The 26,306-nt window shown below is 72.2% G+C and carries 27 protein-coding genes; 11 read left to right on the plus strand and 16 right to left on the minus strand.

All coding sequences use genetic code 11. From position 1 onward, the window contains the following. Nucleotides 1-246: 246 nt before the first annotated feature. On the plus strand, nt 247-849 hold the full coding sequence (locus tag ACFXI4_RS29645) for a hypothetical protein (protein ID WP_384996709.1): 603 nt from the start codon (nt 247-249) through the stop codon (nt 847-849). A 100-nt stretch (nt 850-949) separates the two neighbouring features. Here ACFXI4_RS29645 and soxR read toward each other — a convergent pair whose 3' ends face one another. Beyond that, entirely contained in the window at nt 950-1,408 is a 459-nt protein-coding gene (gene soxR / locus ACFXI4_RS29650; RefSeq protein ID WP_362726367.1) for a redox-sensitive transcriptional activator SoxR, read from the minus strand. A 113-nt stretch (nt 1,409-1,521) separates the two neighbouring features. On the opposite strand from soxR, the gene ACFXI4_RS29655 reads away from it, so the two are divergent. Next, entirely contained in the window at nt 1,522-1,983 is a 462-nt protein-coding gene (locus ACFXI4_RS29655) for a MaoC family dehydratase (RefSeq protein WP_384996712.1), read from the plus strand. Nucleotides 1,984-2,018: 35 nt separating this feature from the next. Here the strand turns inward: ACFXI4_RS29655 and ACFXI4_RS29660 are convergent, their stop codons facing one another. From ACFXI4_RS29660 to ACFXI4_RS29670, 3 genes are all read right to left on the minus strand, one after another. Further along, nucleotides 2,019-2,642 (minus strand): TetR/AcrR family transcriptional regulator, encoded by a 624-nt coding sequence (locus tag ACFXI4_RS29660; RefSeq protein WP_362726371.1) that lies wholly within the window; start codon nt 2,640-2,642, stop codon nt 2,019-2,021. A gap of 91 nt (nt 2,643-2,733) precedes the next feature. Continuing rightward, nucleotides 2,734-3,021 carry a YiaA/YiaB family inner membrane protein gene (locus ACFXI4_RS29665; protein WP_384996715.1) on the minus strand — a complete coding sequence of 96 codons (288 nt, stop codon included), beginning with the start codon at nt 3,019-3,021 and terminating at the stop codon, nt 2,734-2,736. Between the two features lie 59 nt (nt 3,022-3,080). After that, entirely contained in the window at nt 3,081-4,232 is a 1,152-nt protein-coding gene (locus tag ACFXI4_RS29670; protein ID WP_362726387.1) for an acyl-CoA dehydrogenase family protein, read from the minus strand. A gap of 65 nt (nt 4,233-4,297) precedes the next feature. Here ACFXI4_RS29670 and ACFXI4_RS29675 point away from each other — a divergent pair, with 65 nt between their 5' ends. Continuing rightward, complete coding sequence (locus ACFXI4_RS29675; protein WP_362726378.1) at nt 4,298-4,948, plus strand: TetR/AcrR family transcriptional regulator; 651 nt, start codon at nt 4,298-4,300, stop codon at nt 4,946-4,948. Nucleotides 4,949-5,022: 74 nt separating this feature from the next. Then, the gene (locus ACFXI4_RS29680; RefSeq protein WP_384996717.1) at nt 5,023-5,982 is read left to right on the plus strand and encodes a DMT family transporter; all 960 of its coding nucleotides are present in this window, start codon (nt 5,023-5,025) and stop codon (nt 5,980-5,982) included. Between the two features lie 12 nt (nt 5,983-5,994). On the opposite strand, the gene ACFXI4_RS29685 is transcribed toward ACFXI4_RS29680, so the two are convergent. From ACFXI4_RS29685 to ACFXI4_RS29725, 9 genes are all read right to left on the minus strand, one after another. Then, complete coding sequence (locus tag ACFXI4_RS29685; RefSeq protein WP_384996719.1) at nt 5,995-7,083, minus strand: Zn-dependent alcohol dehydrogenase; 1,089 nt, start codon at nt 7,081-7,083, stop codon at nt 5,995-5,997. 13 nt (nt 7,084-7,096) lie between these two features. Beyond that, nucleotides 7,097-8,485: an aldehyde dehydrogenase family protein gene (locus tag ACFXI4_RS29690; RefSeq protein ID WP_384996721.1), complete on the minus strand. Its 1,389-nt coding sequence runs from the start codon at nt 8,483-8,485 to the stop codon at nt 7,097-7,099. An 89-nt stretch (nt 8,486-8,574) separates the two neighbouring features. Next, a complete protein-coding gene (locus ACFXI4_RS29695; protein WP_384996724.1) occupies nt 8,575-9,027 on the minus strand; it encodes a DUF3574 domain-containing protein in 453 nt (150 codons plus the stop codon). 158 nt (nt 9,028-9,185) lie between these two features. Next, on the minus strand, nt 9,186-9,833 hold the full coding sequence (locus ACFXI4_RS29700; protein WP_384996727.1) for a class F sortase: 648 nt from the start codon (nt 9,831-9,833) through the stop codon (nt 9,186-9,188). Next, the gene (locus ACFXI4_RS29705) at nt 9,820-10,533 is read right to left on the minus strand and encodes a hypothetical protein (RefSeq protein ID WP_384996729.1); all 714 of its coding nucleotides are present in this window, start codon (nt 10,531-10,533) and stop codon (nt 9,820-9,822) included. Before ACFXI4_RS29705 ends, ACFXI4_RS29700 begins: the two co-directional genes overlap by 14 nt. Before the next feature lie 101 nt (nt 10,534-10,634). Beyond that, complete coding sequence (locus ACFXI4_RS29710) at nt 10,635-11,879, minus strand: MFS transporter (protein WP_384996731.1); 1,245 nt, start codon at nt 11,877-11,879, stop codon at nt 10,635-10,637. A 23-nt stretch (nt 11,880-11,902) separates the two neighbouring features. After that, nucleotides 11,903-13,285 (minus strand): CitMHS family transporter, encoded by a 1,383-nt coding sequence (locus ACFXI4_RS29715; RefSeq protein WP_384996733.1) that lies wholly within the window; start codon nt 13,283-13,285, stop codon nt 11,903-11,905. 138 nt (nt 13,286-13,423) lie between these two features. Then, nucleotides 13,424-14,041 (minus strand): TetR family transcriptional regulator, encoded by a 618-nt coding sequence (locus ACFXI4_RS29720; RefSeq protein WP_384996735.1) that lies wholly within the window; start codon nt 14,039-14,041, stop codon nt 13,424-13,426. Nucleotides 14,042-14,105: 64 nt separating this feature from the next. Continuing rightward, nucleotides 14,106-14,648, minus strand: a complete 543-nt coding sequence (locus ACFXI4_RS29725) for a hypothetical protein (RefSeq protein ID WP_384996737.1) — start codon at nt 14,646-14,648, stop codon at nt 14,106-14,108. Between the two features lie 157 nt (nt 14,649-14,805). On the opposite strand from ACFXI4_RS29725, the gene hmgA reads away from it, so the two are divergent. From hmgA to ACFXI4_RS29745, 4 genes are all read left to right on the plus strand, one after another. Continuing rightward, complete coding sequence (hmgA, locus tag ACFXI4_RS29730; RefSeq protein ID WP_384996739.1) at nt 14,806-16,161, plus strand: homogentisate 1,2-dioxygenase; 1,356 nt, start codon at nt 14,806-14,808, stop codon at nt 16,159-16,161. A 26-nt stretch (nt 16,162-16,187) separates the two neighbouring features. Then, nucleotides 16,188-16,937, plus strand: coding sequence for a GntR family transcriptional regulator (locus ACFXI4_RS29735; RefSeq protein WP_384996741.1), 750 nt, complete (start codon nt 16,188-16,190; stop codon nt 16,935-16,937). A gap of 12 nt (nt 16,938-16,949) precedes the next feature. After that, nucleotides 16,950-18,101 carry a type ISP restriction/modification enzyme gene (locus tag ACFXI4_RS29740; RefSeq protein WP_384996743.1) on the plus strand — a complete coding sequence of 384 codons (1,152 nt, stop codon included), beginning with the start codon at nt 16,950-16,952 and terminating at the stop codon, nt 18,099-18,101. A gap of 319 nt (nt 18,102-18,420) precedes the next feature. Further along, nucleotides 18,421-19,617: a CaiB/BaiF CoA transferase family protein gene (locus ACFXI4_RS29745; protein WP_384996745.1), complete on the plus strand. Its 1,197-nt coding sequence runs from the start codon at nt 18,421-18,423 to the stop codon at nt 19,615-19,617. A 15-nt stretch (nt 19,618-19,632) separates the two neighbouring features. Here ACFXI4_RS29745 and ACFXI4_RS29750 read toward each other — a convergent pair whose 3' ends face one another. From ACFXI4_RS29750 to ACFXI4_RS29760, 3 genes are all read right to left on the minus strand, one after another. Then, complete coding sequence (locus tag ACFXI4_RS29750; protein WP_362732465.1) at nt 19,633-19,905, minus strand: hypothetical protein; 273 nt, start codon at nt 19,903-19,905, stop codon at nt 19,633-19,635. Nucleotides 19,906-20,031: 126 nt separating this feature from the next. After that, nucleotides 20,032-20,835 (minus strand): anti-sigma factor domain-containing protein, encoded by an 804-nt coding sequence (locus tag ACFXI4_RS29755; protein ID WP_384996747.1) that lies wholly within the window; start codon nt 20,833-20,835, stop codon nt 20,032-20,034. Further along, entirely contained in the window at nt 20,832-21,374 is a 543-nt protein-coding gene (locus ACFXI4_RS29760; protein ID WP_362729215.1) for a sigma-70 family RNA polymerase sigma factor, read from the minus strand. The genes ACFXI4_RS29755 and ACFXI4_RS29760 overlap by 4 nt, the downstream gene beginning before the upstream one ends. 206 nt (nt 21,375-21,580) lie before the next feature. On the opposite strand from ACFXI4_RS29760, the gene ACFXI4_RS29765 reads away from it, so the two are divergent. From ACFXI4_RS29765 to ACFXI4_RS29775, 3 genes are all read left to right on the plus strand, one after another. Beyond that, nucleotides 21,581-23,104, plus strand: coding sequence for a DUF4331 domain-containing protein (locus ACFXI4_RS29765; RefSeq protein WP_384996749.1), 1,524 nt, complete (start codon nt 21,581-21,583; stop codon nt 23,102-23,104). 144 nt (nt 23,105-23,248) lie between these two features. Further along, nucleotides 23,249-24,655: a tetratricopeptide repeat protein gene (locus ACFXI4_RS29770; RefSeq protein ID WP_384996751.1), complete on the plus strand. Its 1,407-nt coding sequence runs from the start codon at nt 23,249-23,251 to the stop codon at nt 24,653-24,655. After that, a complete protein-coding gene (locus tag ACFXI4_RS29775; RefSeq protein ID WP_384996753.1) occupies nt 24,652-26,271 on the plus strand; it encodes a nickel transporter in 1,620 nt (539 codons plus the stop codon). The genes ACFXI4_RS29770 and ACFXI4_RS29775 overlap by 4 nt, the downstream gene beginning before the upstream one ends. The last annotated feature ends 35 nt before the right edge of the window (nt 26,272-26,306 follow it).

Below are 26,306 nucleotides of genomic sequence, written 5' to 3' on the forward strand. Positions count from 1 at the left end.
GGTGCCGGACGTTACCGCCGGTATCCCCGGGATTGAAGATGAACATGCGTCAAGTTTTGGAGTGGTGGCCCGAGTCGGCGGCGTCACCGGCCGTCGGTCAAGGCGGGCGGCCTTATGGACGGCATCGGAAATCCGATGGAGCCGATTCGAGTGTCGATACGTCTATACGGCAACGCCGCGCGACGTCCGTGCGACGCCGCCGAAGTGACCGGAGTACAGGTGCAGGTGTGACGGAGGTGCAGGGCGATGGCCGGTTTCCGGAGTCTGGCGAGACAGGTGCGAGACCCACGGTGTGATCTGGCGCTGCGGCGCTACTCGCTGCGCAAGTGCCTGGAGCGGTTCGCTCCCTACGGGCACCGTGCGACCTGGGACCATCTCTGCTCGCGGGCCGGGTTCGGTCCTGAGGACCGGTCCCCCGATCCAGCGCGTCTCGTGGGCGCACTGGAGGAGCTGGAAGAGGCACGGGCGGTCTGGCTGGCCTACGAGGTCGAGTTCGCGGAGCGCCGCAAGAAGGAGAAGCACGACGGGCTGCGCCGCCCGGGCAGCGTGGACGACTGGCATCGGCTGACCTGGGGCGGATTCGGAGTGGCCTGGTGCGACGACCCACGGGTCCACCCCGACGAACCACTGGCCGAGGTGCTGCGACGGCTGATCGCCGCCCTGGAGCGCGAACCGGGCGCGGTCTGCCCGGTGTGCGCCGGGGAGCGCCTCATCTGGAAGTACGACCTGGACCACGAGCCCTCCGCCGGTCCGGTCTGCACGGACTGCGGGATCCTGGTGCCGCGTCCGGTGCTCACCTCCGAGGCCCTGGCCTACGCCAGGCGCGGACGGCTGCTCATGTCGGCCTGACCCCCTGGGGTGCGTCGGGGGCGCACCCCCCCAACTGGCGTCGGGACCGGCCGCGTCGACGCCGGCCGCCGTCCCCGCGTGTGCTCGCCGCCGGCCGGGTTCAGGGGCGCTCCGGCAACAGGCTCGAGCCCGCCCGGCGTTGACCGAAGGCGTCGTCCGGGTTGGACAGCACGCAGGTGTCCAGCGAGAGACAGCCGCAGCCGATGCAGTCGGTGAGGTGATCGCGCAGCCGGTTGAGCTGCCTGATGCGTTCGTCCAGTTCGGCGCGCCAGGCGCGCGAGAGACGGGCCCAGTCCTCCCGGGTCGGGGTGCGTTCCTCGGGAAGTTCGCTCAGGGCCTCTCGGATGGTGGCGAGGGGGATGCCGACGCGTTGTGCCGCCCGGACGAAGGCCACCCTGCGTAGTGTGTCGCGGGTGTAGCGGCGCTGGTTGCCGGTGGTGCGCCGACTGCTGATGAGCCCCTTGGCCTCGTAGAAGTGGAGTGCGGAGACGGCGGCGCCGCTGCGCGCGGACAACTGGCCCACGCTCAGCTCTTGGATCTTGTCGGGAATCTGCGGCACCCCGCAGAGCCTACCGACCCGCGCGGGCCGCGCTCCGTTGACAGGGAGCCCGCTCCCGACCATGCTAAGCAGTCGCTTAGGTATGGACGTGCGATCGCGAGAGGGCCGGGAACATGGCAGAACCGAGGATCTTCACCTCCCCCGACGAGCTGAAGGCGGCCGTGGGCGAGCAACTTGGCCACACCGACTGGCTGGAGGTCGACCAGAAGCGGATCGATCTGTTCGCGGAGGCGACGGGCGACCACCAGTGGATTCACGTCGACCCGGAGAAGGCCGCCGCGGGACCGTTCGGGACGACCATCGCGCACGGCTACCTGACGCTGTCGCTGCTCCCGCTCTTCGGCCCCCAGCTGATCTCGGTCGAGGGCGTCAGGATGGGCGTGAACTACGGCACCAACAAGGTCCGTTTCCCTGCCCCTGTCCCCGTCGGTTCCCGGCTGCGCGCCACCGCCACGATCACCGACGTGACGGACGTCACGGGCGGTGTCCAGGTGAGTGTCGCCTTCACCGTGGAGCGCGAGGGCGGCGACAAGCCGGTCTGCGTGGCGGAGTCGGTGTCCCGGTACTACCTGTAGGAGCGGCCGCCCGCGAGGCCGTCCGGTCCGCAGGGCTACCTGGCCCCGACCATCCGGAGCACGAGGTCGGCGTAGAGCGCGCCGACCTGCTCGGGTGTGCGGGGGCCGTCCACGTTGAACCAGCGGGCGACGTCGATGCAGAGGGAGAGCACCGCGAGGGTGGTGCCGTGGATGTCGATGACGTCGAACTCCCCCGACGCGACGCCGTCCTCGATGATCCCGCGCACCTCGGCGTCGACCTGGCGGCGCAGCGCGAGGATCTCGGCGCGCGCGTCGGGGCCGAGAGCGTCCAGTTCGTACTGCACGACCCGGGCGGTGGTGCGCCGTCCGGCGTGCCAGCGGACGAAGGAGCTGACGCCGTCGGCGAGCCGCTCGGCGGCGGTGCCCTCGCGCCGGGCCGCCGTCTGGAGGATCTCCAGGGCCTTGTCGTGACCGATGCGGCTGATCCGGTGGAGCAGCTCTTCCTTGGTCTTGTAGTGGATGTAGAGCGCGGCCGGGCTCATGCCGGCGCGGCCCGCGATGTCGCGGGTGGTGGTGGCGTGGTAGCCGCGCTCGGCGAAGGCCTCCACGGCGGCGACCAGCAGCCGCCGGGCCGCGTCAGGGGTGACCTCGTCCCACGGCTCGACCTCGCCGCCGGTCGTCTCCTCCGCCGTACTCATCGCTCGCTCGCCCCTCTCGGTACCGGAGCACCACCATACCGCCGAAGCTGAGCGAGCGCTTAGCATGCCCGCTCAGAGCTTGTCCCACGACTCAGAGCTTCTCGAAGGGGTCGTGTTCGGCGAGCAGCTTCTCCAGCCGGGCCTGGTCGACGCGGCTGACGATCTGCCCGGCCTCCTGACGGTCGCGGACGACCTTCGCGAGGGTGAAGGCGGAGGTGACCAAGTAGAGGACGGCGATGCCGAGGAAGGCGCGCACCCAGGCGTCTGCGTGCAGCCGGAAGATGCCGATGGCGGTGGCCGTGACGGCGATGGCGAAGGAGGCGACGGCCTGGCCGTAGTAGGCGGCCGTGTTCTGCTGTCTGACCGGTGTGTCATTCATGGTCCGATGATCGGCGGACGTGGCCCGCGCCACATCCGTCGGGATACTCAGAGACCTACTCAGAACGCCGAAACGCCTGTCAGTGCCCGCCCGATGAGCAGTTTCTGGATCTGGCTGGTGCCCTCGTAAAGGGTCATCACCCGCGCGTCGCGCAGGAGTTTGCCGACCGGGTACTCGTCGATGTAGCCGTAGCCGCCGAAGACCTGGAGGGCGTTGTTGGCGGCGCGCACGGCGGCCTCGGAGGCGAAGAGCTTGGCCTTGGAGGACTCGGTGGCGAACGGCAGGCCGCGGTCGACCAGGTCGGCGACCCGCCAGGTCAGCAGCCGGGCCGCGTCCACGTCGACGGCGATGTCGCTGATGAGCTCCTGGACCAGCTGGTGGCCGGCGATCGGGGTGCCGAACTGCTCGCGCTCCCCCGCATACCCCACGGCCGCCTCCAGCGCGGCCTGGGCGATCCCGACGCAGCCGGCGGCGACCGACATCCGCCCCTTGGCCAGCGCCGACATGGCCACCGAGAAGCCCTTGCCCTCGGGACCGAGCATCGCGGCGGCGGGCACCCGGACGTCCTCCAGGACGAGTTCCGCGGTGGCCTGGCCGCGCAGGCCGAGCTTGCCGTGCACGGCCCGGCGGGTCAGGCCGGGGGTGTCGGCGGGCACCAGGAAGGCGGAGACGCCCTTGTGGCCGGGCGCGTCGGTGGAGCGGGCGAAGAGCAGGACCACGTCGGCCCAGGTGCCGTTGGTGATGAACATCTTGGCGCCGTTGACGACGTAGTCGTCGCCGTCGCGAACGGCGCGGGTGGTGAGGCTGCCCGCGTCGGAGCCGGTGCCGGGTTCGGTGAGACCGAAGCAGCCGACGTACCCGCCGGAGGTCAGCCCCGGCAGCCACCGCCGTTTCTGCTCCTCGCTGCCCCAGGCGGCGACGGTCTTGGCGACCAGGCCCAGGGAGACCGAGACGATTCCGCGCACCGAGGAGTCACCGCGGCCGAGTTCCTCGGTGACCAGGCAGTACGACAGGTGATCGCCGCCCGAGCCGCCGTACTCCTCGTCGACGGTCAGGCCGAGGAAACCGACCTCGCCGAGCTTCTTCACGATCCCCCGGTCCACCTCCTCGGCGCGATCCCAGGCGATCACGTGCGGGGCGATCTCGCGCTCGACGAAGTCCCGCGCGAGCTGCCGTACGGCGGTCTGCTCCTCGCTGAGTCCCAGGTCCACCATGCGATCACCCCACATTTAAATTAGCAGTGCTAGTTTACTGGTGCAGCCCTACTATGTGCGCCATGGCCCGACCGCGCAAGCCCCTCCTCAGCACCGACCGGATCGTCCGGGTGGCACGGGAACTCGTGGACGCGGAGGGCCTGGCGGCCGTCTCCACCCGCCGGCTCGCGGCCGAGCTGGGGGTGAGCGGGCCCTCGCTCTACAACCACTTCCGCACCAAGGACGAGATCCTGGAGGCCGTCGCGGACTCGGTGAGCGCGCAGGTCGACCTGTCGATGTTCGGGCGCGGCGACGGGCGGGACTGGCGGACCGCGCTGCACGACTGGGCGGTGTCGTACCGGGCCGCGCTGCGCGACCACCCGAACATCGTCCCGGTCCTGGCCCGCGGTCCCGGACGCCGCCCCGCCGGGCTGCGGCTCGCCGACGCGGTCTACGGCGCGATGGTGGACGCGGGGTGGCCGCCGGCGCAGGCGACGTCGATCGGGGCGCTGATGCGCTACTTCGTCATGGGATCGGCGCTGGGATCGTTCGCCGGGGGCTTCGTGGACGACGCGAGCGCCTACGATCCGGCCGACTATCCGCATCTGGGCCAGGCGCACCTGCTGGCGGACCAGCAGGAGAAGATCGACGAACGGGCCTTCGAGACGGGGGTGCGGGCGCTGCTGGACGGGCTGGCCCAGCAGTTCACCCAGGTGAAGGAGACGGCGGGGTAGGCCGCGCCCCGGTCCCGGCCGGCCGTCCGAAATCCGCCAGCCCCGCCCCCGCCTCCCTCTCTAACCTCAATGTCATGACGAATCCCGCGCCCCGGTCCCTCCCCCGTGCCCCCGCCGTCTCCGCCCTCCCCGCCGTAGCCGCCGTCGTCACCGTCGTGCTGTGGGCCTCCGCCTTCGTGGCCATCCGGAGTGCGGGGGACTCCTACTCCCCCGGTGCCCTCGCCCTCGGCCGGCTGTTCTCCGGGTCGGTCGCGCTCGGGCTGCTCTGCCTGGTGCGGCGCGAAGGGCTGCCGCCCCGGTCCGCGTGGCGGGGTGTCGGGATATCAGGCGTGCTCTGGTTCGGCTTCTACATGGTCGCCCTGAACTGGGGCGAGCAGCAGGTCGACGCGGGGACGGCCGCCCTCGTGGTGAACGTCGGCCCCCTGCTGATCGCCCTGCTCGGGGCCCGGCTGCTCGGCGACCCCATGCCGCCCCGGCTGCTCGCCGGGATGGCGGTGTCGTTCGCGGGTGCCGTGACCGTGGGTCTTTCGATGGCCGGCGGGGGCGGTTCCTCGGTCCTGGGCGTGGTGCTGTGCCTGCTCGCGGCGGTCGCCTACGCGGCCGGTGTGGTCTCCCAGAAACCCGCCCTGGCCCGGGCGAGCGCGCTCCAGGTGACGACGTACGGGTGTCTCGTGGGCACCGTGGCCACCCTCCCGTTCGCCGGGCAGCTGGTGCACCAGGTCGCGGGCGCACCACTGTCCGCGACCCTCGACATGGTGTATCTCGGGATCTTCCCGACCGCCCTCGCCTTCACGACCTGGGCATACGCCCTCGCCCGGACCACGGCGAGCCGGATGGGCGCGACGACGTACGCCGTGCCGGCGCTGGTCGTGCTGATGTCCTGGCTGGCCCTGGGCGAGGTGCCGGGGCCGGTCACCCTGGCGGGCGGGGTGCTGTGCCTGGCCGGTGTGGCGGTGTCCCGGTCCCGGGCCCGGACGCGGGCCCCCCGTACCGTGCCGACGGCCGGGGAGCCGCACCCCGAACGGGTGCCGTGACCCTCCTCGGGGTCAGAAGACGACCAGGGCCCGGCCGCCCTTGCCCACCAGCATGTTCTCGAACGCCGAGGGGATGCCCTCCAGGGCGATCCGTTCCGTCACCAGCGCGCCCAGGTCCAGGCGGCCGGCCCGGACGTGCTCGGCGAGCACCGGCAGGTCGCGGGCCGGGTCGGAGTTGCCGTAGACGCAGCCGGAGAGGGTGCGGCCCCAGTGGAAGAGCTCCAGGGCGTTGAAGGTGACCTGCTCGCCCCTGCCACCGATGCCGACCACCGTCGTACGGCCGCCCCGGCGGGTGGACTCCCAGGCCGCGCGGATGCTGACCGCGCGGCCGGCGCACTCCACGGAGACGTCGACGCCCTGTTTCCCGGTGAGCCCCCGGATCGCCCGGGGTGTGGCGTCGGAGGCGACCACGTAGTCGGTGGCCCCGGCGGCCCGGGCCAGTTCCTCCTTGGCCGCGGAGACGTCCACCGCGACGATCCGGGACGCGCCCGCGATCCGGGCGGCCTGCACCGCGGCCAGGCCCACCCCGCCGACGCCGAACACCGCGACGGTCTCGCCCTCCCGGACCCGCGCCGAGTTGTGGACGGCGCCGTAGCCCGTGAGCACCGCGCAGCCCAGCAGGGCCGCGTCGGTGAGCGGGATGCCGCCCGGCAGCGGCAGGACGCAGGACTCGGCGACCACCGTCTCCTCCGCGAACGCGGCGACGTTCAGGCCGGGGTGCAGGTCGGTGCCGTCCGCCGTGCGGGCGTGGACGTCGGCGGCGCCGGCCAGCGCGTCGGCGCACAGCCAGACCTCGCCGAGCGCGCAGGCGTGGCACCTTCCGCAGGAGGGCGCCCAGTTGAGGACGACCGGGTCACCGGGCGCCAGCCGGGTGACGCCCTCCCCCACGGCGGCCACCGTGCCCGCGCCCTCGTGTCCGAGGACGGCGGGGACCGGCACCCGCATGGTGCCGTCGGACAGGGAGAGGTCGGAGTGACAGACGCCGGCGGCGGCGAGGCGGATCCGGACCTGGCCCGGTCCGGGGTCCGGGAGGACGATCTCGGTGACCGCGAGGGGAGCGCCCACGGCGGGCAGTACGGCGGCTCGGACTGTGGCAGCCATCAGAGCGGCCTCCTCAGAACTGAAGGGACTTGGTCTGGAGGTACTCGGCGAGGCCGTGCGCGCCGAGTTCCCGGCCGACGCCCGACTGCTTGTAACCGCCGAACGGCGCCAGCGGGTTGAAGCGTCCGCCGTTGATGTCGACCTGCCCGGTCTCCATGCGCCGGGCGAAGGCCACCGCCTCCGCCTCCTCCCCCGCCCAGACGGCGCCCGCGAGGCCGTAGACCGTGCCGTTGGCGATCCGGAGCGCGTCCTCCTCGTCCACGTAACGCAGGATCGACAGCACCGGGCCGAAGATCTCCTCCTGCGCGATCGTCATGTCCGGGGTGACATCGGCGAACACGGTCGGGCTGACGAAATAGCCCTGCTCGCGCGGGGCTTCGGGGCCCCCGGCGACCAGCCGGGCGCCCTCCGCGACACCCTGCTCGATGTAACCCCGCACCCGGGTACGCTGCTTGGCGCTGACGACCGGTCCGATCCGCTCCGCGTACTTGGCGGCGGCTGCCGCGGCCAGCTCCACCGCCTGCGCGTACTGGTCGGTGTGTACCAGCATCCGCGTCCAGGCGCTGCACGTCTGCCCGGAGTTGGACATCACGTTGGCCACGCCGACGTTGACGGCCTTGGCGAGGTCGGCGCTCGGCAGGATGACGTTGGCGGACTTGCCGCCCAGCTCCAGGGCCACCTTCTTCACGGCCGCCCCGGCCACCGCGCCGATCCGCTTGCCGACGGCCGTCGAGCCGGTGAAGGAGACCAGATCCACCCCCGGATGCTCGGCGAGGGCCTGCCCGGCCACCGGACCGAGGCCGGTGACCAGGTTGAACACACCGGCCGGGAAGCCCGCGTCGGCCACCGCCTCCGCGAACAGCTGGGCGGTGAGCGGGGTGTCCTCGGCGGGTTTGAGGACGACCGTGCAGCCGGCCGCGAGCGCCGGGGCGACCTTGGCGACGATCTGGTGCAGCGGGTAGTTCCAGGGCGTGATCGCGCCGACCACGCCGACCGGCTCCTGGTGGACGGTCGAGTTGCCGACCTTCTCCTCGAACGGATGGACCGCGGCCAGTTCGGCGTACGAGCCGGCGACCGCGATCGGCAGCCCCGCGTGCACGGCCTGCGAGAACTGCGGCGGGGCGCCCAGCTCCGCGGTGACCGTCTCGGCGATCTCGTCCTTGCGTGCCGCCAGCGCGTCGCGGAGCGCGCCGAGCCGGGCGGCCCGCCCGGCGGGCGGGGTGGCGGCCCAGACCGGGAGGGCGGCACGTGCGGCGCGCACGGCGGTGTCGACGTCCAGCGCGCCGCCCGCCGGGACCCGGCCGATGACCTGCTCGTCGACCGGGTTCACGACCTCGATCACGTCCTGGCTCTCGGCGGCGCGCCAGGCGCCGTCGATGTACAGGCCGTCGTGTGCCTTCATGCTGCTTCCTCCCGGCGGGCAGGGTCTGAGGCCTCACAAACTAGCGGCGATAGTTTTTCGGCGCCAGAGACGGACGGACGGCGGGATCGTCAGAAGTCGACCCGGGCCTGTTCGTCCACCCGCCCCACGCTCTCCTGCGCGAAGGCCTTCTCGTAGGCCCGCCGGATCTCCTCGATCTTCCGGTCGCCGCTCTTCGCCGCCGGCTCCGGATACAGCAGGATCAGTTCGTACGACCGCTCCTTCTCGATCGTGCCGTGCGCGTCCCGCCACTGCCCGCGCCCGCTCTGCACGGTCAGCCCGTCGGGGAAGTCCGGGGTGACCTCCTTGTCGACGAAGGCCGTGAACTGCCGGTCGGTGACGGCGGGGCCGCCGTCCGGCCGTGCGGTACCGAAGAAGAGCCGGGTCTCGACGTAGGCCTTGCCGCGCGCCGGCACGGCGGCGGGCCGGCCGTCGGCCAGGGCGGTGTACGCGGCCGGCGTGCCGGCGAACAGCACTCCGGCCAGGGCGAGCGCCGAGCGGTTACGGAGCCAACGAGTACGCATGTGACCTTCTTAGGCGGTTTGTCCCTCCCTGGTCCCGGCTTCCCGTCGGGATTCACTCGTCCAGGTCGGAACCGCCACGTCCCCTCGGCGGCGCGGGAAACCGACGACCGGCCGCGACGGCCGCACACCGCGCGCCGGCGGTGCGGGCCGCCGCCCGGTCACTGCGTCGCGGTCAGATGGGCGAAGACCACCACGTTGCTGGTGTAGCCCGTCCTCCGGCTGAAGAGACCACCGCAGGTGATGACGCGGAGTTCGGGACGCCGGGTCTGGCCGTACACCTCCTCGCTCGGGAAGCCGGCCTTGTCGTAGACCTTCACCCGGTCCACGGTGTACACGGCGGTACGGCCGTCCGCGCGCCCGGCCTCGATCCGTTTGCCGGGCTTGACCTGCGCGAGCGCCGCGAAAACGGCGGGCCCCGTCCTGGTGTCCCGGTGGCCGACGGCCACCGCGAGCCCGGACTCGCCCGGCGTGGCGCCGCCCTCGAACCAGCCGATCAGCTTCGGGTCGTCGACCGGCGGTGTCTCCAACTGCCGCCCCTGGTCGAGCCGGACCCCGATGACCGGCGCGTCGACGCCCAGGACGGGGATGCGCATCGACGTCGGCCGGGACCGGGGCAGCGGGCGGGGCGGGGGCCCCTCGGCCCCGGGCCGGCCCGCGCCCGGGCCGGCCGCCGCCGAGGCGTCCGAACCGCCCGGACCCCCGCACCGGACCACGGCCACCAGGACGATCGCCAGCAGGGCGGTCCTGGCGAGGCGGAAGGCGCGGGTCCGGTACCAGGGCCTGCGTCTGCGCCTACGCGGCGCCATGGGGGCGACGGCGGATCAGCCGGACGTACACCACACCGCTGGCCGCGACCAGACCCACGGCCGTCGCCGCCGCCAGCGGCGAGAACGCGGCCGCAGTGTCGGCGAGGCCGCCGCCGCCCGCGTGCACACCGCCCTGCGGGCCGCCGCGGTCCCCGCCCTGCACCCAGGAGTCGCCCCGCTGGTTGTCCTCGATCTGCCCGTTGGGACCACCCTGGCCGTTCTGACCGTTCTCGCCGTTGGGGCCGTTGGGGCCGTTCTGGCCCGGCGCCCCGTCCTGCTTGCCGTCGCGGCAGTTGACCCGGAAGACCTTCTCCTTCAACGCGCCGGACACCGTCCACGAGAGCTTGTACTGCCCGTCGGCCAGCCCCAGCGGGTCGGTGTGACCGGCACCTCCGGCGAGCTGGATGGTGCCGGCGACGGTGGCCGCGGTGGGCAGCGGGGGCTGTGGCGTGATGGTGTAGGCGATGGCGGGGAGGACGTCGAAGTTGACGGCGTCGAGATAGAACCTGCAGACCACCGGGTCGTCCTTGGACACGCCGAAGGGCACGCCCACCCGGTGGATCCTGATGTCGCCGTTCTCTCCTACGGCCGCCGCGTTCGGCGCCGCCACCCACGACGCACCCGCCGCGGCGATGGCGGTGAGGACGACGGTGGCGCCCGCTCGGGAACCGGCGGCGCGGGGCAGTGTGAGCGTGGGCATGCAAGCTCCTCCAAGTTAGACGATTTTCATACAAATCGACCTTTCGTTTGGACTGTCACCCATGCACTCCACGGCCCGTGGCACCGACATCCGACGCGCCGTCAGATATCGCTCGTGCGGCGCAACGCCGGGCCCCCGCGCCGCGTCCGCGGCTCCGGGCCGGCGCCCCCTGACCGCCCCGACGCCCCCGGCGAGCGCACCGCCACACCCGCGGAGACCAGCAGCAACGCGCCCAGCATCACGAACGGCGCGGCCACTCCGGCCACCCCCGCCACCAGCCCCGCTCCGGCCGGCGCGGCCACCTGGCCCAGGCGGTTGCCGGTCAGCCGCAGGGCGAGCGCCGTGGACCGGGCGCCCTCGGGAGCGGCCTGGACGACCGTCGTCATAGACAGCGGCTGCCCGACCCCCAGGCAGAAGCCGAGCGCGGCGAGCAGCAGGGCCAGCGCCCACACCGGGGCCGGCAGCGCGATCGCGGCGCACAGCACGGCCGCCAGGAAACACGTCAGGGTCAGCAGAAGCGGCCGGCCGAGCAGCCGCAGCAACGGCGTGAGGACCAGCCGGCAGGCGATCGTCGCCCCCGCACGGATGCTGAGCAGGACTCCGATCACGGCCGGCGCGATGCCGCGGTGCTCGCCGACCACCGGGAGATACGCGGTCAGGATGTCGGTCGCGGACAGGACCGACAGGCTGATCAGCATGCCCGCCGGGACCCCCCGGGCCCGCAGGATGCCGCCCACCGGGACGCGGACGCCCCGCTCGTGACGGCACGTCACCGCCGTACGGTCCTCGATGTGCCACAGCGAGCCGACCGCGACCGCCGCCCCCGCACCCGCCACCACGAGGGCCAGCGCGCTGCTGCCGGCCATGTCGGGCCCGCCGATCAGCGCACCCGCGGCGATCGGTCCGACCAGCTGCCCGAGCGACGCGCCGATGGTGAAGTGGCCGAAGTTGCGGTCCTGTTCGTGCGGGGCCGACTGGCGGGCCACCAGCGACTGCGCGCCGATCACGAAGCAGAGGTGGCCGAGGCCCATCACCCCGCTCCACAGGGCCATCGCCCAGAGGGAGTTCGCGAGGCCGCTGAGCGCGCAGCCGCCGGCTATCAGCACCACGCCGACCGGCAGCAGGGGCGCGCAGCGGCCGTGGTCGGTACGGCGGCCGAGCGGGACGGCGGCGAAGAGCGGGAGCAGGGCGTAGACGCCGGCGATGACACCGACGGCCCGTTCGTCGGCGCCGAGCGCGAGCGCCCGGTACGAGACGGCGGGTCGGGCCATCGACACCGCGCCCTGCGCGAAGCCGAAGGCGATGACGAGGCGGAGCAGCCAGCCGCGGTTCCTGCCGGGCGCCATGGTGAAGTCCTCCGTGGAGCAGGTCAGATGATGCCGAACAGGATTCCTGCCCCCAGCACCACGAGTGAGGTGAGGGCGGCCCACTTGACGACGAAGCGGGTGTGGTCGCCGAACTCGACCTTGGCCATGCCTACCAGGACGTAGACGGCGGGTACCAGCGGGCTCGACATGTGCAGGGGCTGGCCGACGATCGAGGCGCGGGCGATCTCCACGGAGGAGACTCCGTGCGCCTGGCCGGCCTCGGCGAGGACCGGGAGGATCCCGAAGTAGAAGCCGTCGTTCGACATGAAGTACGTGAGCGGGATGCTGAGCACGCCGGTGACGAGGGCCAGGTGCGGGCCCATGGCGTCGGGGATGTTGCCGACGAGCCAGCCGGCCATGTGGTCCACCATGCCGGTGCCCTGGAGGACCCCGGTGAAGACGGCGGCGGCGAAGACCATGCCGGAGACGTTGAGGACGTTCTCGGCGTGCGCGCCGAGGCGGGCCTTCTGGGCGCGCATCTGCGGGAAGTTGACCGTCAGCGCGAGCGCGGCGCCGAGCAGGAACAGCACCGGGATCGGCAGCCACTCCATGATCATCGAAGCGAGAAGGGCGACCGTGAGCAGCGCGTTGAACCAGTACAGCCCGGGACGCAGGGTCTCGCGGTGCGGGTCCAGGCCCTGGAAGTCCTCGTCGGCCGGGGGCTGCCCGGCGGGCATGGGGCCCGGACCGCCGCCGGTACGCGCGAGCGGCCCGGCGGCCCCCACCAGGACGGTCTCGGTCTCCTCCACCAGCGCCTCGTCCAGGGTCAGCACGCCGAGCCGTTTGCGCTCACGGCGGCCGAGGACGTACGCGAGGGCGATCACGAAGAGGAGTCCGACGGCGAGCGCGGGGATCATCGGCACGAAGATGTCGCTCGCGTCCAGCTTGAGGGCGGTCGCCGCGCGTGCCGTCGGTCCGCCCCAGGGCAGCGTGTTCATCACGCCGTTGGCCATCGCGGCCACCCCGGTCATCACGACCAGGCTCATCTTCAGGCGCTTGTACAGCGGGTACATCGCCGAGACGGTGATCATGAAGGTGGTGGAGCCGTCGCCGTCGAGGGAGACGATCGCGGCGAGCAGAGCCGTACCGACGACGATCCGCAGCGGGTCGGCCTTGCAGAACTTCAAGATCCCCTTGACGATCGGGTCGAACAGACCGACGTCGATCATCACACCGAAGTAGACGATCGCGAACATGAGCATCGCCGCGGTGGGCGCGAGGCTGGTGACGCCGTCGATGACGTAGTCGCCGAGCTCGGCCCCCTTGCCGACGAACACGCAGAACAGCGCGGGTATCAGGACGAGCGCCGCGATCGGCGACATCTTCTTCAGCATGATCAGGACCAGGAAGGTCGCGATCATGGTGAAGCCGAGGATGGTCAGCATGAGTGGAACACCTAACGTTCGCCCTTGAACTCCCGCCAGGGCCGGCGGTGCGATGACGTTAGGTCGCGCCAAACGTCGTTAACAAGACGTTGACACGCGAGCAATAAGCGCAAAAGTCCAGGTCACGAGGGTCTCGTCTCAGTCCAGCACCCGCGCCAGATAGGCCCGCAGCAGTTCCCGCGTCTCCGCGATGATCGTCTCCTCGCCCTCCGGGTCCATCCGGAAGGACAGGTGGACCAGGGTGTCGGCGGTCTCCACGGCCACCAGGAACGTGCGGCGCAGGGCCTCGTCCGGGGTGCGGCCGATGTAGCCGGAGAGCAGGTCGGTGAGGCGGTCGGCGACCCTGCGGTTGGGTTCCGCGTGGCGGGCGCCGACGGGTATCTGGTTGCCGAAGTCGACGAGCGAGAATCCGGGGGCGGTGCGCTTCATGGCCAGGTACTCGTCCAGCACCGCGTCCATCGCCGCACGCCAGTCGCCCTTCGGCGCGTCCTTCAGCCGCTCGGCGACCCGCTCGGTGTAGCGCTCCAGGTTGCGCTGGGCGAGGGCGTCCACCATCTGCCGCTTGTTGCCGAAGAAGCGGTAGACCGAGCCGATGGGCACCGCCGCGCGCACCGCGACGGCCCGGGTGCTCAGCTCTTCGTAGCCCACCTCGTCGAGGAGGTCGGCGCAGGCGTCGAGAATCCTGGTCAGCCGTTCCGCACTGCGGCGCTGGACAGGAGCTTTACGAAGCGGGGGCGCTGGGGGCACGGGCTTCATGATGCCTTTCCGCGGGGATCAGGTGAACCTCGCCCCCCAGTACGGAGACGGATGGCCCATGCACTCATCCGGGCGGGGGTCCGTCCGTCCCCGTCGGCGTGACCGTCTCCGCCCCCGATGCCGTGACGTCCGCCGTGCTCTCGACCGGCTTGCCGTGGACGACCCACACCGTGCCGTCGTCCGCGTAGAGGCGGACGGTGACGTGGTGGGTGCCCTGCGGGACGAGCCTGGCGGGGAGGTGGTAGACGGGGGTGCGCAGTCGGGTCACCAGGTCGCCGTCCACGAAGAGGTAGGCGAGGCCGTGCCCGTCGACCGCCCGGGCCGCGGTACCGGCCGGGGAGAGGTGGAAGCGGTGCACGTCGAGCCGTACGTCCCAGCCTCCGGCGGTGTCCGGCGTGACCACCGTGCCCACCTCGGGCGCCTGCTTCCCGCCGGCCTCCCGGTAGTGGCGTCCGCCCTCGTCCGTGTCGTCGAGGATCTTGCCCACCGGTGAGGGCGCCCCCGTCTCCCGCTGCTCGTGCGCCTCCCCGGTCCCGCAAGCCGCCGCAGCGACCAGCAGCAGCGCGCCGGCCGCGAGCGCGCCCGGCAGTCCACGCGTCCACGACATGCCCGGGAGCGTAGAACAGCGCGCCGTGGACCGGATCCCCCTGGAGTCGGGTTCTCGCCGTCCCTCGCAGGGATGATCCCGGCCCTCTTGCACCCGCCCCCACTCAATCCTACGGTGATACATAGGAATCAGGCACTCACCGGTCCAGGGAGCGATCATGAGCGATGGGGGCACCTCCCGCGCGAGCGTGTTCGAGCGTGAGGGAGCGCGGAAGACCGCGGAAGGGCTGGCGTACCTGTCGGGGTTCGGCAACGAACACGCCTCGGAGGCGGTGCCGGGCGCCCTGCCCGAGGGCCGCAACTCCCCGCAGCGCGCCCCTCTCGGCCTGTACGCGGAGCAGCTCAGCGGTACGGCCTTCACCGAGCCGAGGGTCAACAACCGCCGCTCCTGGCTGTACCGGATCCGCCCCTCCGCCGCCCACCCGGCGTTCACCCGGGCCGCGGGCGACGGGGCGCTGCGCACCGCGCCCTTCACCGACGTCGCCCCGGACCCGAACCGGCTGCGCTGGAACCCGCTGCCCGAGCCGGCCCCCGGTACGGACTTCCTCGCGGGCCTGTGGACCCTCGGCGGCAACGGCGACGCGACCCAGCGCACCGGCATGGCCGTGCACCTGTACCACGCCAACTCCTCGATGGAGCGGGTCTTCTCGGACGCGGACGGTGAACTGCTGATCGTCCCGGAGCGCGGCGGGCTGCTGCTGCGCACCGAGTTCGGCCTGCTGCACGTGGAGCCGGGACACATGGCGCTGATCCCCCGTGGGGTCCGCTTCCGGGTGGACCTGCTGGAGGCCACGGCCCGCGGCTATGTGTGCGAGAACTACGGCTCGCCCTTCCGCCTCCCCGACCTCGGCCCGATCGGCGCCAACGGCCTCGCCAACGCCCGCGACTTCCAGGCCCCCGTGGCCGCCTACGAGGACGTTGAGGGTCCGGTGGAGGTGGTCAACAAGTTCTGCGGCAGCCTGTGGACCAGCACATATGACCACTCCCCACTGGACGTCGTCGCCTGGCACGGCACACATGTGCCCTACCTCTACGATCTCCGCCGCTTCAACGTGATCGGCAGCATCTCGTACGACCACCCCGATCCGTCGATCTTCACGGTGCTGACGTCCCCGTCGGACACTCCCGGCCTGGCGGGGGTCGACTTCGTGGTCTTCGCCCCGCGCTGGCTGGTGGGCGAGAACACCTTCCGGCCGCCGTACTTCCACCGGAACGTGATGAGCGAGTACATGGGCCTGGTGGAGGGCGCCTACGACGCGAAGGCGGAGGGGTTCGTGCCGGGCGGCGGCTCCCTGCACAACATGATGTCCGCGCACGGTCCGGACCGGGAGACGTTCGACCGGGCGAGCGCGGCCGAACTGCGTCCGCAGAAGGTCGACGACGGCCTCGCCTTCATGTTCGAGACCCGCTGGCCGGTCACGCTCACCCCGCAGGCGGCGACCGCCGAGCATCTGCAACAGCGCTACGACGACGTGTGGCAGGGCCTGGAGCGCCACTTCCGGCCCTTGCACTGAAGATCCCCCGACGGTACGGATGCCCTGTGACCTCCTTCGCCCCGGACTCGATCGTCCTGAACCGCAAGCTGCCGCTCTGGTATCAGGTGTCGCAGTCACTGCGCGCCTCGATACTCGGGCGCTCGCCCCGGGATCCGCTCCGGCTGCCCACCGAGGAACAGCTCGCGGAGCACTACGGCGTGAGCGTGCTGACCATGCGGCAGGCGCTGAAGGAACTGGAGGACGAGGGCCTGATCAGCCGGCACCGCCGCCGGGGCACCTTCATCGAACCGGACGTGCGGCGGGGCACCCCGGTACGGCTCCTCGGCTCGGTGGACGCGATCGTGGCCCAGCAGTCCGGCATGACGGCCGAACTGCTGGACCACGGCACGGCACCCGTGGCGGGTGAACTCACCGAGTACTTCCCGGATCTCGACGAGGTGGCGACGTACCACCGGCTGCGCAGTGACGAGCAGACCGGCGAGCCCACCAACCACGCCCGCAACCACGTCCGTCCCGAACTGGCCGAGCGCATCGATCCGCAGGACCTGGCCCGACGGCCCATGACCAAGGTGCTCCGCGACGTGGTCGGCGCGGACATCAGCCGTATCACGGACACGGTCGAGGCCCGGCTGGCCGACCCGGAGACGGCCCGGCTGCTCCAGGTCCCCCTCCTCAGCCCGATCCTGCACTACACCGGAGTCACCTACGACACCGCCGGCCGGGTCCTGGACCTGGCGGTCATCCACTACCGGGGCGACCGTTTCTCCTTCACGGTCACCCTCGACGCCACCTGAACTCGTCGTACGATGCCGGGCGTGACGCACGACGACGCTCCGCCGCTGGCGGACCTCATGCCGTGGTCCGTCGCACCACTACGGCTCGGCCGGGGGTGGCCGACGGCCCCCGATCCGGCGACCCTCAGGGCCCGCTGGGACGCGCTCCTGAAGGCCGAGGGCCCGGAGCGCGAGGCCCTGTTCGAACCGACGCGCGCCCGGACCCTCCATTCGGCCGTGCCCCAGCTGCCGGGGCAGCCGACCGGCACGGAGCGGCTGGCGGGGGCCTCGGGCCCGTGCGCGGACCCGGTCCGCGTGCTGTCCGCCCCCTTCGACGAGGAATGGCTCCTTCCGGACCACCGCCTCATCGACGCGGCCCGCCCGGAGTTGTGGCGGGTGGCCGACGGCCACCAGATCTTCGCGGTGGAGTCGGCCGAGGGCATGCCGCTGCTGGCGACCTCCCTGCTGCCCACGCTCCGTGCCGGTCGTGTCCGCCCGCTGTACCGCCGCCCGGGCGGCGGCGAACCGAACCTGGCACCGGGCCTGCTGGCACACCTCGCCGACCGCCTGGGCCATGCCCTCGCCCCGCCGGACGTGCTGGCCTGGGCCCTGGCGGTGATCCGCCCGGACCACACGGTCCCGCTCACCGAGGACCCCGACCTGTGGTCCCGGGGCGTGCGGCTGGGCCGGCGGGCCCTGTGGCTGCTCCGCCGGGACGGCGAACGCCCGAAGCTCCCCGGCGGCCGCCGCCCCTACGTCCGCGCCCCGCTCCCCTCCCGCCCCCTCACGATCCGCTACGACCCGGAGGAGGAGACCCTGCACATCGACGAGGGCCGCGTCTCACCGGTACCGCCGCAGGCCTGGGAGTTCGCGGCGGGTGAGGTGCGGGTCCTGGAGGCATGGTTCGCGGCCCGGACCGCCCCGGCACGACCGGGGACGCTGGCGGCGATCGTTCCGCAGTCCTGGCCCCAGGCGTGGACGTCGGATCTGCTGGAGCTCATCACGGTCCTGACCCTGCTCGCGGACGTACGGTCCCAGCGGGCCGCCCTGGAGATCGAGACCCGGATCACGGCGGCGGAGCTGACGGCGGCGGGCGTGCTCCCGCCCCCGGAGGCAGCCCGCAGACCGGCGTCGATCCTGGAGCACACGGAAGAGGGCCCGGCAGGTCAACTGACGCTGCTGTGACTCGTCCGCACGGGCTACGACGGTGTGAACGCGCCCAGCACCCGTCCGGTCCCCTTCCGCCGCCCGCCAAGCCCCACGATGCCGGGCCGAGGGGCTCCGGGTCCTCCGCGAACGCCGCGGGTCCTCCGCGGATACGCACCCGAGGCGGTCCGCCTCCGGGCCGGGCGGTCCGCGAGCGCCACCTGTTCGGCGACGCGCCGCCGCCACGGGTCCGCTCGGCCGGCGCCCCATCCGGTCGCGGGTCCGCGCGCCCGGAGCGCGCTCCTGGTCGCCGTCCTCCTGCTGACAGGACCGCCGGTGGCGGGACATGATCCAGGCCATGGACCGTCTCCCTCTGCCCCTGGAGGGCATCACCGTCGTCGCCGTCGAACAGGCCGTCGCGGCACCGTTCGCCACCCGGCAGCTCGCCGATCTGGGCGCCCGGGTGGTCAAGGTCGAGCGGATCGACGGCGGCGACTTCGCGCGCGGCTACGACACCGCCGCCAAGGGGCTCGCCTCGCACTTCGTGTGGTGCAACCGGGGCAAGGAGTCCATCGCGCTGGACCTGAAGGACCCGCGCGGACTGGACGTCGTGAGACGACTCGTCGCGGGCGCCGACGTCTTCGTGCAGAACCTCGCGCAGGGAGCCGCCGCCCGGCTCGGCCTGGACGCGGCCACGCTGTGCGCCGCGCACCCCCGCCTGGTCGCCGTGGACGTCTCCGGATACGGCGCGTCGGGTCCGTACGCCGGCAAACGCGCGTACGACATGCTCGTGCAGTGCGAGGCGGGGCTGGTGTCGGTCACCGGCACGCCTCAGCAGCCGGTGAAGGCCGGGATCCCGGCGGCGGACATCGCGGCGGGCATGTACGCCTTCTCCGGCGTCCTCGCGGCGCTGGTGCGGCGCGGCACGACCGGCCGGGGCGGGCCGGTGGAGGTGTCCATGCTGGACGCGCTGGCCGAGTGGATGGGGCATCCGCTGCACCACACCCTGCACGGCGGGACCCCGCCGGAGCGCACCGGTCTGGCGCACGCGGTGATCGCGCCGTACGACGCCTATCCGACCGGGGACGGCGGGCGGGTGCTGCTGTCGGTGCAGAACGACCGGGAGTGGCGACGGCTTGCCGAACAGGTGATCGGGCGGCCGGAGTTGGGTTCGGATCCGGCGTTCGCGACGAACGCGGCGCGGGCGGCGAACCGGGCACGGACCGACGAGCTGGTCGCGGCCGCTCTCGGATCGGTCGGCGCGGACGAGGCGGTGGCACGCCTGGAAGCCGCGGGCATCGCGTGCGCGCGGCTGCGGGACCTGTCCGAGCTGGCGGAACATCCGCAGCTGGCCGCCCGGGAACGGTGGCGGGAGGTGGGGTCGCCGGTCGGACCGCTGCGTGCGTTGCTGCCGCCCATCACGCTGCCGGGCGGGGACGAGGCGCGGATGGGGGACGTACCCGCGCTCGGACAGCACACCGACGCGCTGCTGCGTGCCGTGGGGATGACGGACGCCGAGACAGCAGCGCTGCGCCGGGACGGTGTGGCTGCCTGAGCGCGAGCCTGACGGTCAGTGCTTGTCGCTGCCGCCGAACAGCGAACGGCGTAGCCGACGAAGCGGCGCGAAGAGGGAGACGCGGCTGACCCGCGCACCCCGGTCGCTGCGGCGTGCGGGCTCACGCGCGGTCAGCTCACGCATCAGTGACGTCGCCTCGATCGCCTGCTGCTGCGGTATGGCGGGACCCGCCAGTACCGACAGATGGCGGTCGAGGCGCGAACTGGTCGCGCTGCTCCCGCAGGTGATCGCAGGAACCCTCGCCCTGCTGCGTGTTATCTGTTCCATGTCACTCCCCACCCGTACGAGTCCACCCGGCCCGGGCAGGGTAACCCTATCGCCCCGATGGGGCACTCGTGTATCGCGGTCACAGGATTCACCTTTCCCGCAAGGCTGTTGACGACCCCTCTTAGGCTACTCTCCGAATCCGACCGATTTCAGGGCGAGTTGGACAATCGGCTGGCTGGTGGGCTGCGGAGAGCCACCGGCGGGCTCGACGGTTACGGCGAGTGACGTGGCGGACGTGTCGAGACCGGTCGCGACCAAGGGCGTGTCGGTCTTGAAAAGCCCGAGGGAGCGCGGTTGCGCATGGGGGCGCATGAGCCAGAGCTGGTGCACGCGCCCCTTCGACAGCGCGCCGTATCCGCTGAGCGTGACGACGGCCTGCCGCTCCGAAGCGGAGACCACGGCTCCGATGCTTCGGCCCTGGGCGTCCTTGCCGCTGGCCGCACGGGCGTCGGTCGCGGCCAGGACGTGGGCGATCTCACTCGACTGGGCTCGCGCCGCGTCGAGTTGGTCCTGGGTCCGGCCGGCCTGCACCGCGAACAGGGAGGCGACGACCAGCGCGGCCGCCGCGGTGGCGGTGGCGAACGGCACGAACAGCGGGCGCTGCCGTCTGCGCGGCGGCGGGGGCTGCGCACCCCAGACGTGCGGCGGCAGATTGGGAACGCGCTCCCGGGCGGGAACCGCCGCCTGCGGGGTGGCACGTACGGCGGCCAGGACCCGGTCGCGCATCGCGTGGGGCGGCGGGGCCGCCGTGGACCAGGCCAGCCGTACCGCGTCCTCGGTCAGCGCCCGGACCTCGGCAGCGCACCGGTCGCAGCCCCCCAGGTGCTTCTCGAAGCGGCGCCGTTCGCCGGGCTCCAGGGCGTCCAGGGCGTAGGGCGCGGCCAGCGAGTGCAGGTCCTCGCGGTGCAACAGGCGGCCGACCAGGCTCATACGGCACCTCCCAGGCAGTCACGCAGCCGGGTGAGTCCGTCGCGCATCCGTGTCTTGACCGTGCCCAGCGGCAGTTTGAGCCGCTCGGCAACCTCGCGGTAGGTGTAGCCGTCGTAGTAGGCGAGGGTGACCGACTGGCGCTGCAGGGCGGTGAGGCGGTCCAGGCACCGGCGTACCCATTCGCGCTCCAGCCCGGCCTCCACCTCCTCGGCGACCTGGTCGAAGGCAGGTTCGCCCGCGCGCAGCGCCTCGCGCTGCTCGCGTTCGCCGGCCGCGCGGGCGCTGCGCACCCTGTCGACGGCGCGGCGGTGGGCGAGGGTGAGGATCCAGGACAGGGCACTGCCACGGGCCGGATCGAACTTGGGTGCGGAGCGCCAGAGTTCGAGGAGCACCTCCTGGGCCACCTCCTCGGACTGGGCGGGGTCCCGGACCACGCGTCGCACAAGTCCGAACACCGGACCGGACACCAGTCCGTAGAGGTCCTCGAACGCCTTCTGGTCGCCGGCCGCGACGAGCACCAGCAGTTCGTCCGCCTCCACCCCGTTCCCCCTTCTGTGGCCGCACCCGGCCCGTCCTCCCACACCAGGCATTCGCAACTGACGCACCTCCGGCAGAAGTACGTACGCACGGGCCGAAAACGCGGGTCGAGCAGGAAGAAAAGATTTTTTTCTTCCGACCAATCCAAACGGCCGTCCCGTTCCGTATACCCGTCCGTCAAGCAAGTTGGGACCGAGGGACGGACGGCATGACACCTCTAATCTCCAGGAGTGGCGCGGGGCGCAAGGGCCTTGTCTCGCTCATCTGTGGGGCACTGGCCACCGGCGGGATCACAGCCGCCAGCGTCGCCGCGCTGGAACCGGGAGCGGCCTCCGCCTCCTCCCACCGGGAAGCCCCGCTCATCTCGGGCACCCCGCAGTACGACAACACGGACCTGTACGCGTTCGTCAGCCCGGACAAGCCCGACACCACGACCATCGTGTCGGACTACATCCCCTTCGAGGAACCGGCGGGCGGCCCGAACTTCTACCAGTTCGCCGACGACGCCCAGTACGACATCCACATCGACAACAACGGTGACGCGAAGGACGACCTGATCTTCCGTTACACCTTCCGCACCCAGATCAAGAACAAGAAGACGTTCCTCTACAACACGGGTGTGGTCGACAACCTGACCGACCCCGACCTGAACGTCACGCAGGCGTACAACCTCGACCTGATCAAGTTCAGGAACGGCAGGCAGCAGCACACGACGAGGATCGCCAGCGACGTGCCGGCGGCCCCCTCGGACGTCGGCAAGGCGTCGATGCCGGACTACGGGAAGCTGCGCTCCCAGGCCATCTACAAGACGGTCAACGGCGGCGCGACCTTCGCCGGCCAGGCGGACGACCCGTTCTTCGCCGACCTGCGCGTCTTCGACCTGCTGTACGGCGGCAACCTCTCCGAGGTCGGCCGGGACACCCTGAAGGGCTACAACGTCAACACGATCGCCCTCCAGGTGCCGAACTCGCTGATCCGGCAGTCGGCGTCGCGTCCCACCGTCGGCATCTACGCGACGACCCAGCGCCGGAACGCGCAGGGCTACTACGCCCAGGTCTCGCGCCTCGGCAACCCGCTGGTCAACGAGGTCGTCAACCCGCAGAAGGACAAGGACAAGTTCAACGCGTCCCAGCCCAAGGACGACGCGCAGTTCCTCAAGAACGTGACCAACCCGGAACTGCCGAAGCTCATCGAGGCGATCTACAACATCAAGGCGCCGAAGGAACCGCGCAACGACCTCGTCGACGTGTTCCTCAAGGGCGTCAAGGGCCTCAACCAGGAGCAGCCGTACGCGACGCCGTCGGAGATGCTCCGCCTGAACACGTCCATCAAGCCCACCGCCAAGCCCAAGCGGCTCGGTGTCCTCGACGGCGACAACGCGGGCTTCCCGAACGGGCGCCGGCTCACCGACGACGTGATCGACGAGGCGCTGCAGGTCGTCGAGGGCGAACTGGTCGGTTCGAAGAACGACCTGGGCGACGCGGTCGACAAGAACGACAAGGGCTTCGAGAAGTACTTCCCGTACGTGGCCGAGCCGACGTCCGGCTCCCGCGGAGCGCTCGCCAAGGCTGCCGGGAGCAGCACGAAGAGCGCGCTGGGTGACGCCCTGACCAGTTCCGACAGCAGCAACACGACGCTTATCGCCGGGTCCGCGGCCGCGGGTGCCGCGGGCGTCCTGCTGATCGGCACGGCGTTCGGCTGGTGGCGCCGCCGGATGCAGCGGCCGTACTGAACGCCGTCGCGAGGAAGACAAGGGGGCGGTCCCCCGCCCCTTCCGGGGCGCTCAACGCCCCCCAGTGACCGGCGCGGCCCGCTTCCCACCCAATCCCCCACGGCAGCGGGCCGCGCCACCGTGCGACATCTACGAGGAGAGGGCATGGCCCCGGGTACGAACGACAAGCAGACCGCCGGCCCGAAGGACGACGAGCGGGTCACCGCCCTGCGCCGCTTCGCCGCCGCGGGGCGGAACTGGCGGCGCGCGCAACTCGCGGGTTCCGCCGTGCTGCTGGCCATCGCGTTGACCGGTGGTGCGATCGCCGTCGGGGCGTCGGGGGACGGCGGTACGCCGATGGCCGCGTCGAGTGCCGTGTCACCGGCGATGCTGGCGAGCGGGGACCTCGACAGCAGCATCGCCTCCCTCCAGGCCCATCTCCGCACCCAGCCGAAGGACTCGGACAGCTGGGCCACCCTGGGCCTCGCCTACGTCGAGCAGGCGCGCACCAAGGGCGATCCGTCCCGCTACCCGCAGGCGGAGAAGTCCCTCAGGCGCGCGCTCCGGATCACCCCGGACAACGACCAGGCACTGGCCGGCCAGGCCGCGCTCGCAGCCGCCCGGCACCAGTTCGCGCAGGCGCTCACCTACGCGGACCGGGCCCTCGCACAGAATCCCTACAACGCCGGCGCCCTGTCCTCCCGTATCGACGCCCTGGTCGAACTCGGCCGCTACGGCGATGCGGCGAAGGCCGCCGATCTGGCCGACCGGCGCAAGCCGGGCGTACCGGTGTTCACCCGGTACGCGTATGTGCGGGAGCTGCGGGGCGACGTGCGGACGGCCCGGCAGGTGCTCCAGCAGGCGCTGTCCACGGCCACCTCGAAGGGCGACATCGCCTACGTGGCCGCGCAGCTCGGCCTGCTCGCCTGGAACCAGGGCGACTACAGGAGCGCGCTGGACTACTACGCCCGCGCGCTGACCGCCGACGAGAACTACCTCCCCGCGCTGGAGGGCCGGGCCCGCGCCCAGGCGGCGACCGGCGACCGGGCCGACGCCATCAAGGGCATGGAACTGGTCGTCTCCCGCTACCCCCTGCCCCAGCCCCTCGTCGAACTCGGTGAGCTGTACGAGGACCGTAACGCCAAGGGCGACCGGGCGAAGGCGGCGGACCAGTACGCGCTCGTCGAGGCCTGGATCGCGCTCGCCCGCGCCAACGGCGTCAACGCCGACCTCGACACCGCGCTCGCCGCCGCCGACCACGGCGACAAGGCCGAGGCACTGAAGGCGGCCCGCGCCGAGTGGGCCCGCCGCCGCACGGTGCACACGGCGGACGCGCTGGCCTGGGCCCTGCACGTCAACGGCAAGGACGAGGAAGCGCTGCCGTACGCCCGCCGGGCCACCGCCACCGGCTACCGCAACGCCTCCTTCGGCTACCACCTGGGCATGATCGAGCTGGCCGACGGCGACCGGACGGCCGGCCGGACCGCCCTCACCAAGGCCCTCGCGCTCAACCCCGGCTTCTCCCCGCTGGGCGCGCGTACGGCCCGCAAGGCGCTGGAGGACTCGAAGTGAACCTCCGCCGCGCCGCCGCCCTGTTCGTCATGGCCGGCGGCCTCACGCTCCTGCCGGCCACGGCCGCGAGCGCCCACCCGCTCGGCAACTTCACGGTCAACAAGTACGACGGTCTGGTCGCCGCCCCCGGGCAGCTCCGCGTCGACCATGTCGAGGACCTGGCCGAGATCCCGGCGACGCAGGCCAAACCGGACCTGAAGCGGCTGGGCACGGCCAGGTGGGCCGAGCAGCGCTGCGCGACCGCGGCCGACGGCAGCAGACTCACCGTCGGCGGCAGGGCGACCGCGCTCACCGTCGCGGCCGGCCACGCGGAACTGCGGCCCGGCCAGGCCGGTCTGCACACCCTCCGTGTAGAGTGCCGGTTCACCGCGCCCCTGCCCGAGGGCGGCACGGCCGACCTCTCCTTCCACAGCGCGGGCGCCGACACGGGTCCCGGCTGGCGGGAGATCACGGCGCGCGGCGACCGGATGACACTGACCGCGACGGACGTACCGAGGACCTCCGTCTCCCACGAACTCACCAGCTACCCCAAGGACCTGCTCTCCTCCCCGGCCGACGTCACGTCCGCCGCGGTGCGCGTGCGGCCGGGCGGCCCGGCCCTCGCCGAGGAACGCCAGGACGCCCCGGGTGCCGCGATCCTTCCCCGGGGCGTCGACCGCTGGACCCAGGCCCTGACCGACCTGGTCGCCCGCAACCACCTCACCGTCGGCTTCGCGGCGATCGCGCTGTTCATCGCGATCGGACTCGGGGCGATGCACGCGCTCGCACCGGGCCACGGCAAGACGTTGATGGCGGCGACGGCGGCGGCCCGCGGCGGCCGCGCGCGCCTGCGCGACGTCCTCCCGCTGGCGGCGTCGGTCACGGTCACCCACACCCTGGGCGTGGTGGCCCTCGGCATCCTGGTCACGGCGGGCTCGGCGGCCACTCCGTCGGTGATCGCCTGGCTGGGCATCGCGAGCGGCCTCATGGTCCTGGCGGCCGGCGCGAACCTGACCCGCAGGGCATGGCGGAACCGGGAGCACCGGCACACACCCGCACCCACACCCACACCCACACCCGACCACGGCCACCACCATCATCACGATCACCAGCACGAGGTGTCCGAGGTGCGGGAGCCGGCCCTGGTCGGGGCGCAGGAACACACGCGCGCCCACACGCACGGACCCGACCACGGGCATGACCACCTTCATGGCCACGGCCACGACCACGACCACGGCCACACCGGCCTGGCGCACAGTCACGGCGGGTTCACCCACACCCACTCCACGGCCCCCACCCTGCGCGGCACCCTCCTCCTCGGCTTCGCCGGGGGCATGGTCCCGAGCCCCTCCGCCGTGGTCGTGCTCGTCGGCGCCGCCGCCCTCGGGCAGGCCTGGTTCGGACTGCTGCTCGTCGTCGCCTACGGCGTCGGTCTCGCACTGACCCTGACCGCCGCCGGATTCGCCGTCGTCAAGCTGGGTACGGAAATGACCCGGGTGCTGGACAAACGCCCACGGTGGACCACCCACCCCATGGCCACACTGGTCCGCAGGACCACCCCGCTCGCCTCGGCGCTCGTGGTAGTGGCCCTGGGCGCCGGACTGGTCCTCAAGGGCGCCGCATCCGCACTGCTCTGAGTTACGTTTGTGATGAATCAGCGCGAGCTGCCGTG

Origin of the sequence: Streptomyces sp. NPDC059224, assembly GCF_042754285.1 — a bacterium.
GTDB lineage: Bacteria > Actinomycetota > Actinomycetes > Streptomycetales > Streptomycetaceae > Streptomyces.

Excerpts from the sequence above, each read along its gene's own strand:
- ACFXI4_RS29715 (WP_384996733.1), bottom strand. The coding sequence starts at position 13,285 with ATGCTGACCATCCTCGGCTTCACCATGATCGCGACCTTCCTGGTCCTG.
- hmgA (WP_384996739.1), top strand. The coding sequence starts at position 14,806 with ATGAGCGATGGGGGCACCTCCCGCGCGAGCGTGTTCGAGCGTGAGGGA.
- ACFXI4_RS29770 (WP_384996751.1), top strand. The coding sequence starts at position 23,249 with ATGGCCCCGGGTACGAACGACAAGCAGACCGCCGGCCCGAAGGACGAC.
- ACFXI4_RS29695 (WP_384996724.1), bottom strand. The coding sequence starts at position 9,027 with ATGCGTACTCGTTGGCTCCGTAACCGCTCGGCGCTCGCCCTGGCCGGA.
- ACFXI4_RS29740 (WP_384996743.1), top strand. The coding sequence starts at position 16,950 with ATGCCGGGCGTGACGCACGACGACGCTCCGCCGCTGGCGGACCTCATG.
- ACFXI4_RS29705 (WP_384996729.1), bottom strand. The coding sequence starts at position 10,533 with ATGCCCACGCTCACACTGCCCCGCGCCGCCGGTTCCCGAGCGGGCGCC.
- ACFXI4_RS29750 (WP_362732465.1), bottom strand. The coding sequence starts at position 19,905 with ATGGAACAGATAACACGCAGCAGGGCGAGGGTTCCTGCGATCACCTGC.
- ACFXI4_RS29685 (WP_384996719.1), bottom strand. The coding sequence starts at position 7,083 with ATGGCTGCCACAGTCCGAGCCGCCGTACTGCCCGCCGTGGGCGCTCCC.
- ACFXI4_RS29680 (WP_384996717.1), top strand. The coding sequence starts at position 5,023 with ATGACGAATCCCGCGCCCCGGTCCCTCCCCCGTGCCCCCGCCGTCTCC.
- ACFXI4_RS29745 (WP_384996745.1), top strand. The coding sequence starts at position 18,421 with ATGGACCGTCTCCCTCTGCCCCTGGAGGGCATCACCGTCGTCGCCGTC.
- ACFXI4_RS29645 (WP_384996709.1), top strand. The coding sequence starts at position 247 with ATGGCCGGTTTCCGGAGTCTGGCGAGACAGGTGCGAGACCCACGGTGT.
- ACFXI4_RS29700 (WP_384996727.1), bottom strand. The coding sequence starts at position 9,833 with ATGGCGCCGCGTAGGCGCAGACGCAGGCCCTGGTACCGGACCCGCGCC.
- ACFXI4_RS29655 (WP_384996712.1), top strand. The coding sequence starts at position 1,522 with ATGGCAGAACCGAGGATCTTCACCTCCCCCGACGAGCTGAAGGCGGCC.
- ACFXI4_RS29765 (WP_384996749.1), top strand. The coding sequence starts at position 21,581 with ATGACACCTCTAATCTCCAGGAGTGGCGCGGGGCGCAAGGGCCTTGTC.
- ACFXI4_RS29720 (WP_384996735.1), bottom strand. The coding sequence starts at position 14,041 with ATGAAGCCCGTGCCCCCAGCGCCCCCGCTTCGTAAAGCTCCTGTCCAG.
- ACFXI4_RS29690 (WP_384996721.1), bottom strand. The coding sequence starts at position 8,485 with ATGAAGGCACACGACGGCCTGTACATCGACGGCGCCTGGCGCGCCGCC.
- ACFXI4_RS29660 (WP_362726371.1), bottom strand. The coding sequence starts at position 2,642 with ATGAGTACGGCGGAGGAGACGACCGGCGGCGAGGTCGAGCCGTGGGAC.
- ACFXI4_RS29755 (WP_384996747.1), bottom strand. The coding sequence starts at position 20,835 with ATGAGCCTGGTCGGCCGCCTGTTGCACCGCGAGGACCTGCACTCGCTG.
- ACFXI4_RS29665 (WP_384996715.1), bottom strand. The coding sequence starts at position 3,021 with ATGAATGACACACCGGTCAGACAGCAGAACACGGCCGCCTACTACGGC.
- ACFXI4_RS29675 (WP_362726378.1), top strand. The coding sequence starts at position 4,298 with ATGGCCCGACCGCGCAAGCCCCTCCTCAGCACCGACCGGATCGTCCGG.
- ACFXI4_RS29725 (WP_384996737.1), bottom strand. The coding sequence starts at position 14,648 with ATGTCGTGGACGCGTGGACTGCCGGGCGCGCTCGCGGCCGGCGCGCTG.
- ACFXI4_RS29710 (WP_384996731.1), bottom strand. The coding sequence starts at position 11,879 with ATGGCGCCCGGCAGGAACCGCGGCTGGCTGCTCCGCCTCGTCATCGCC.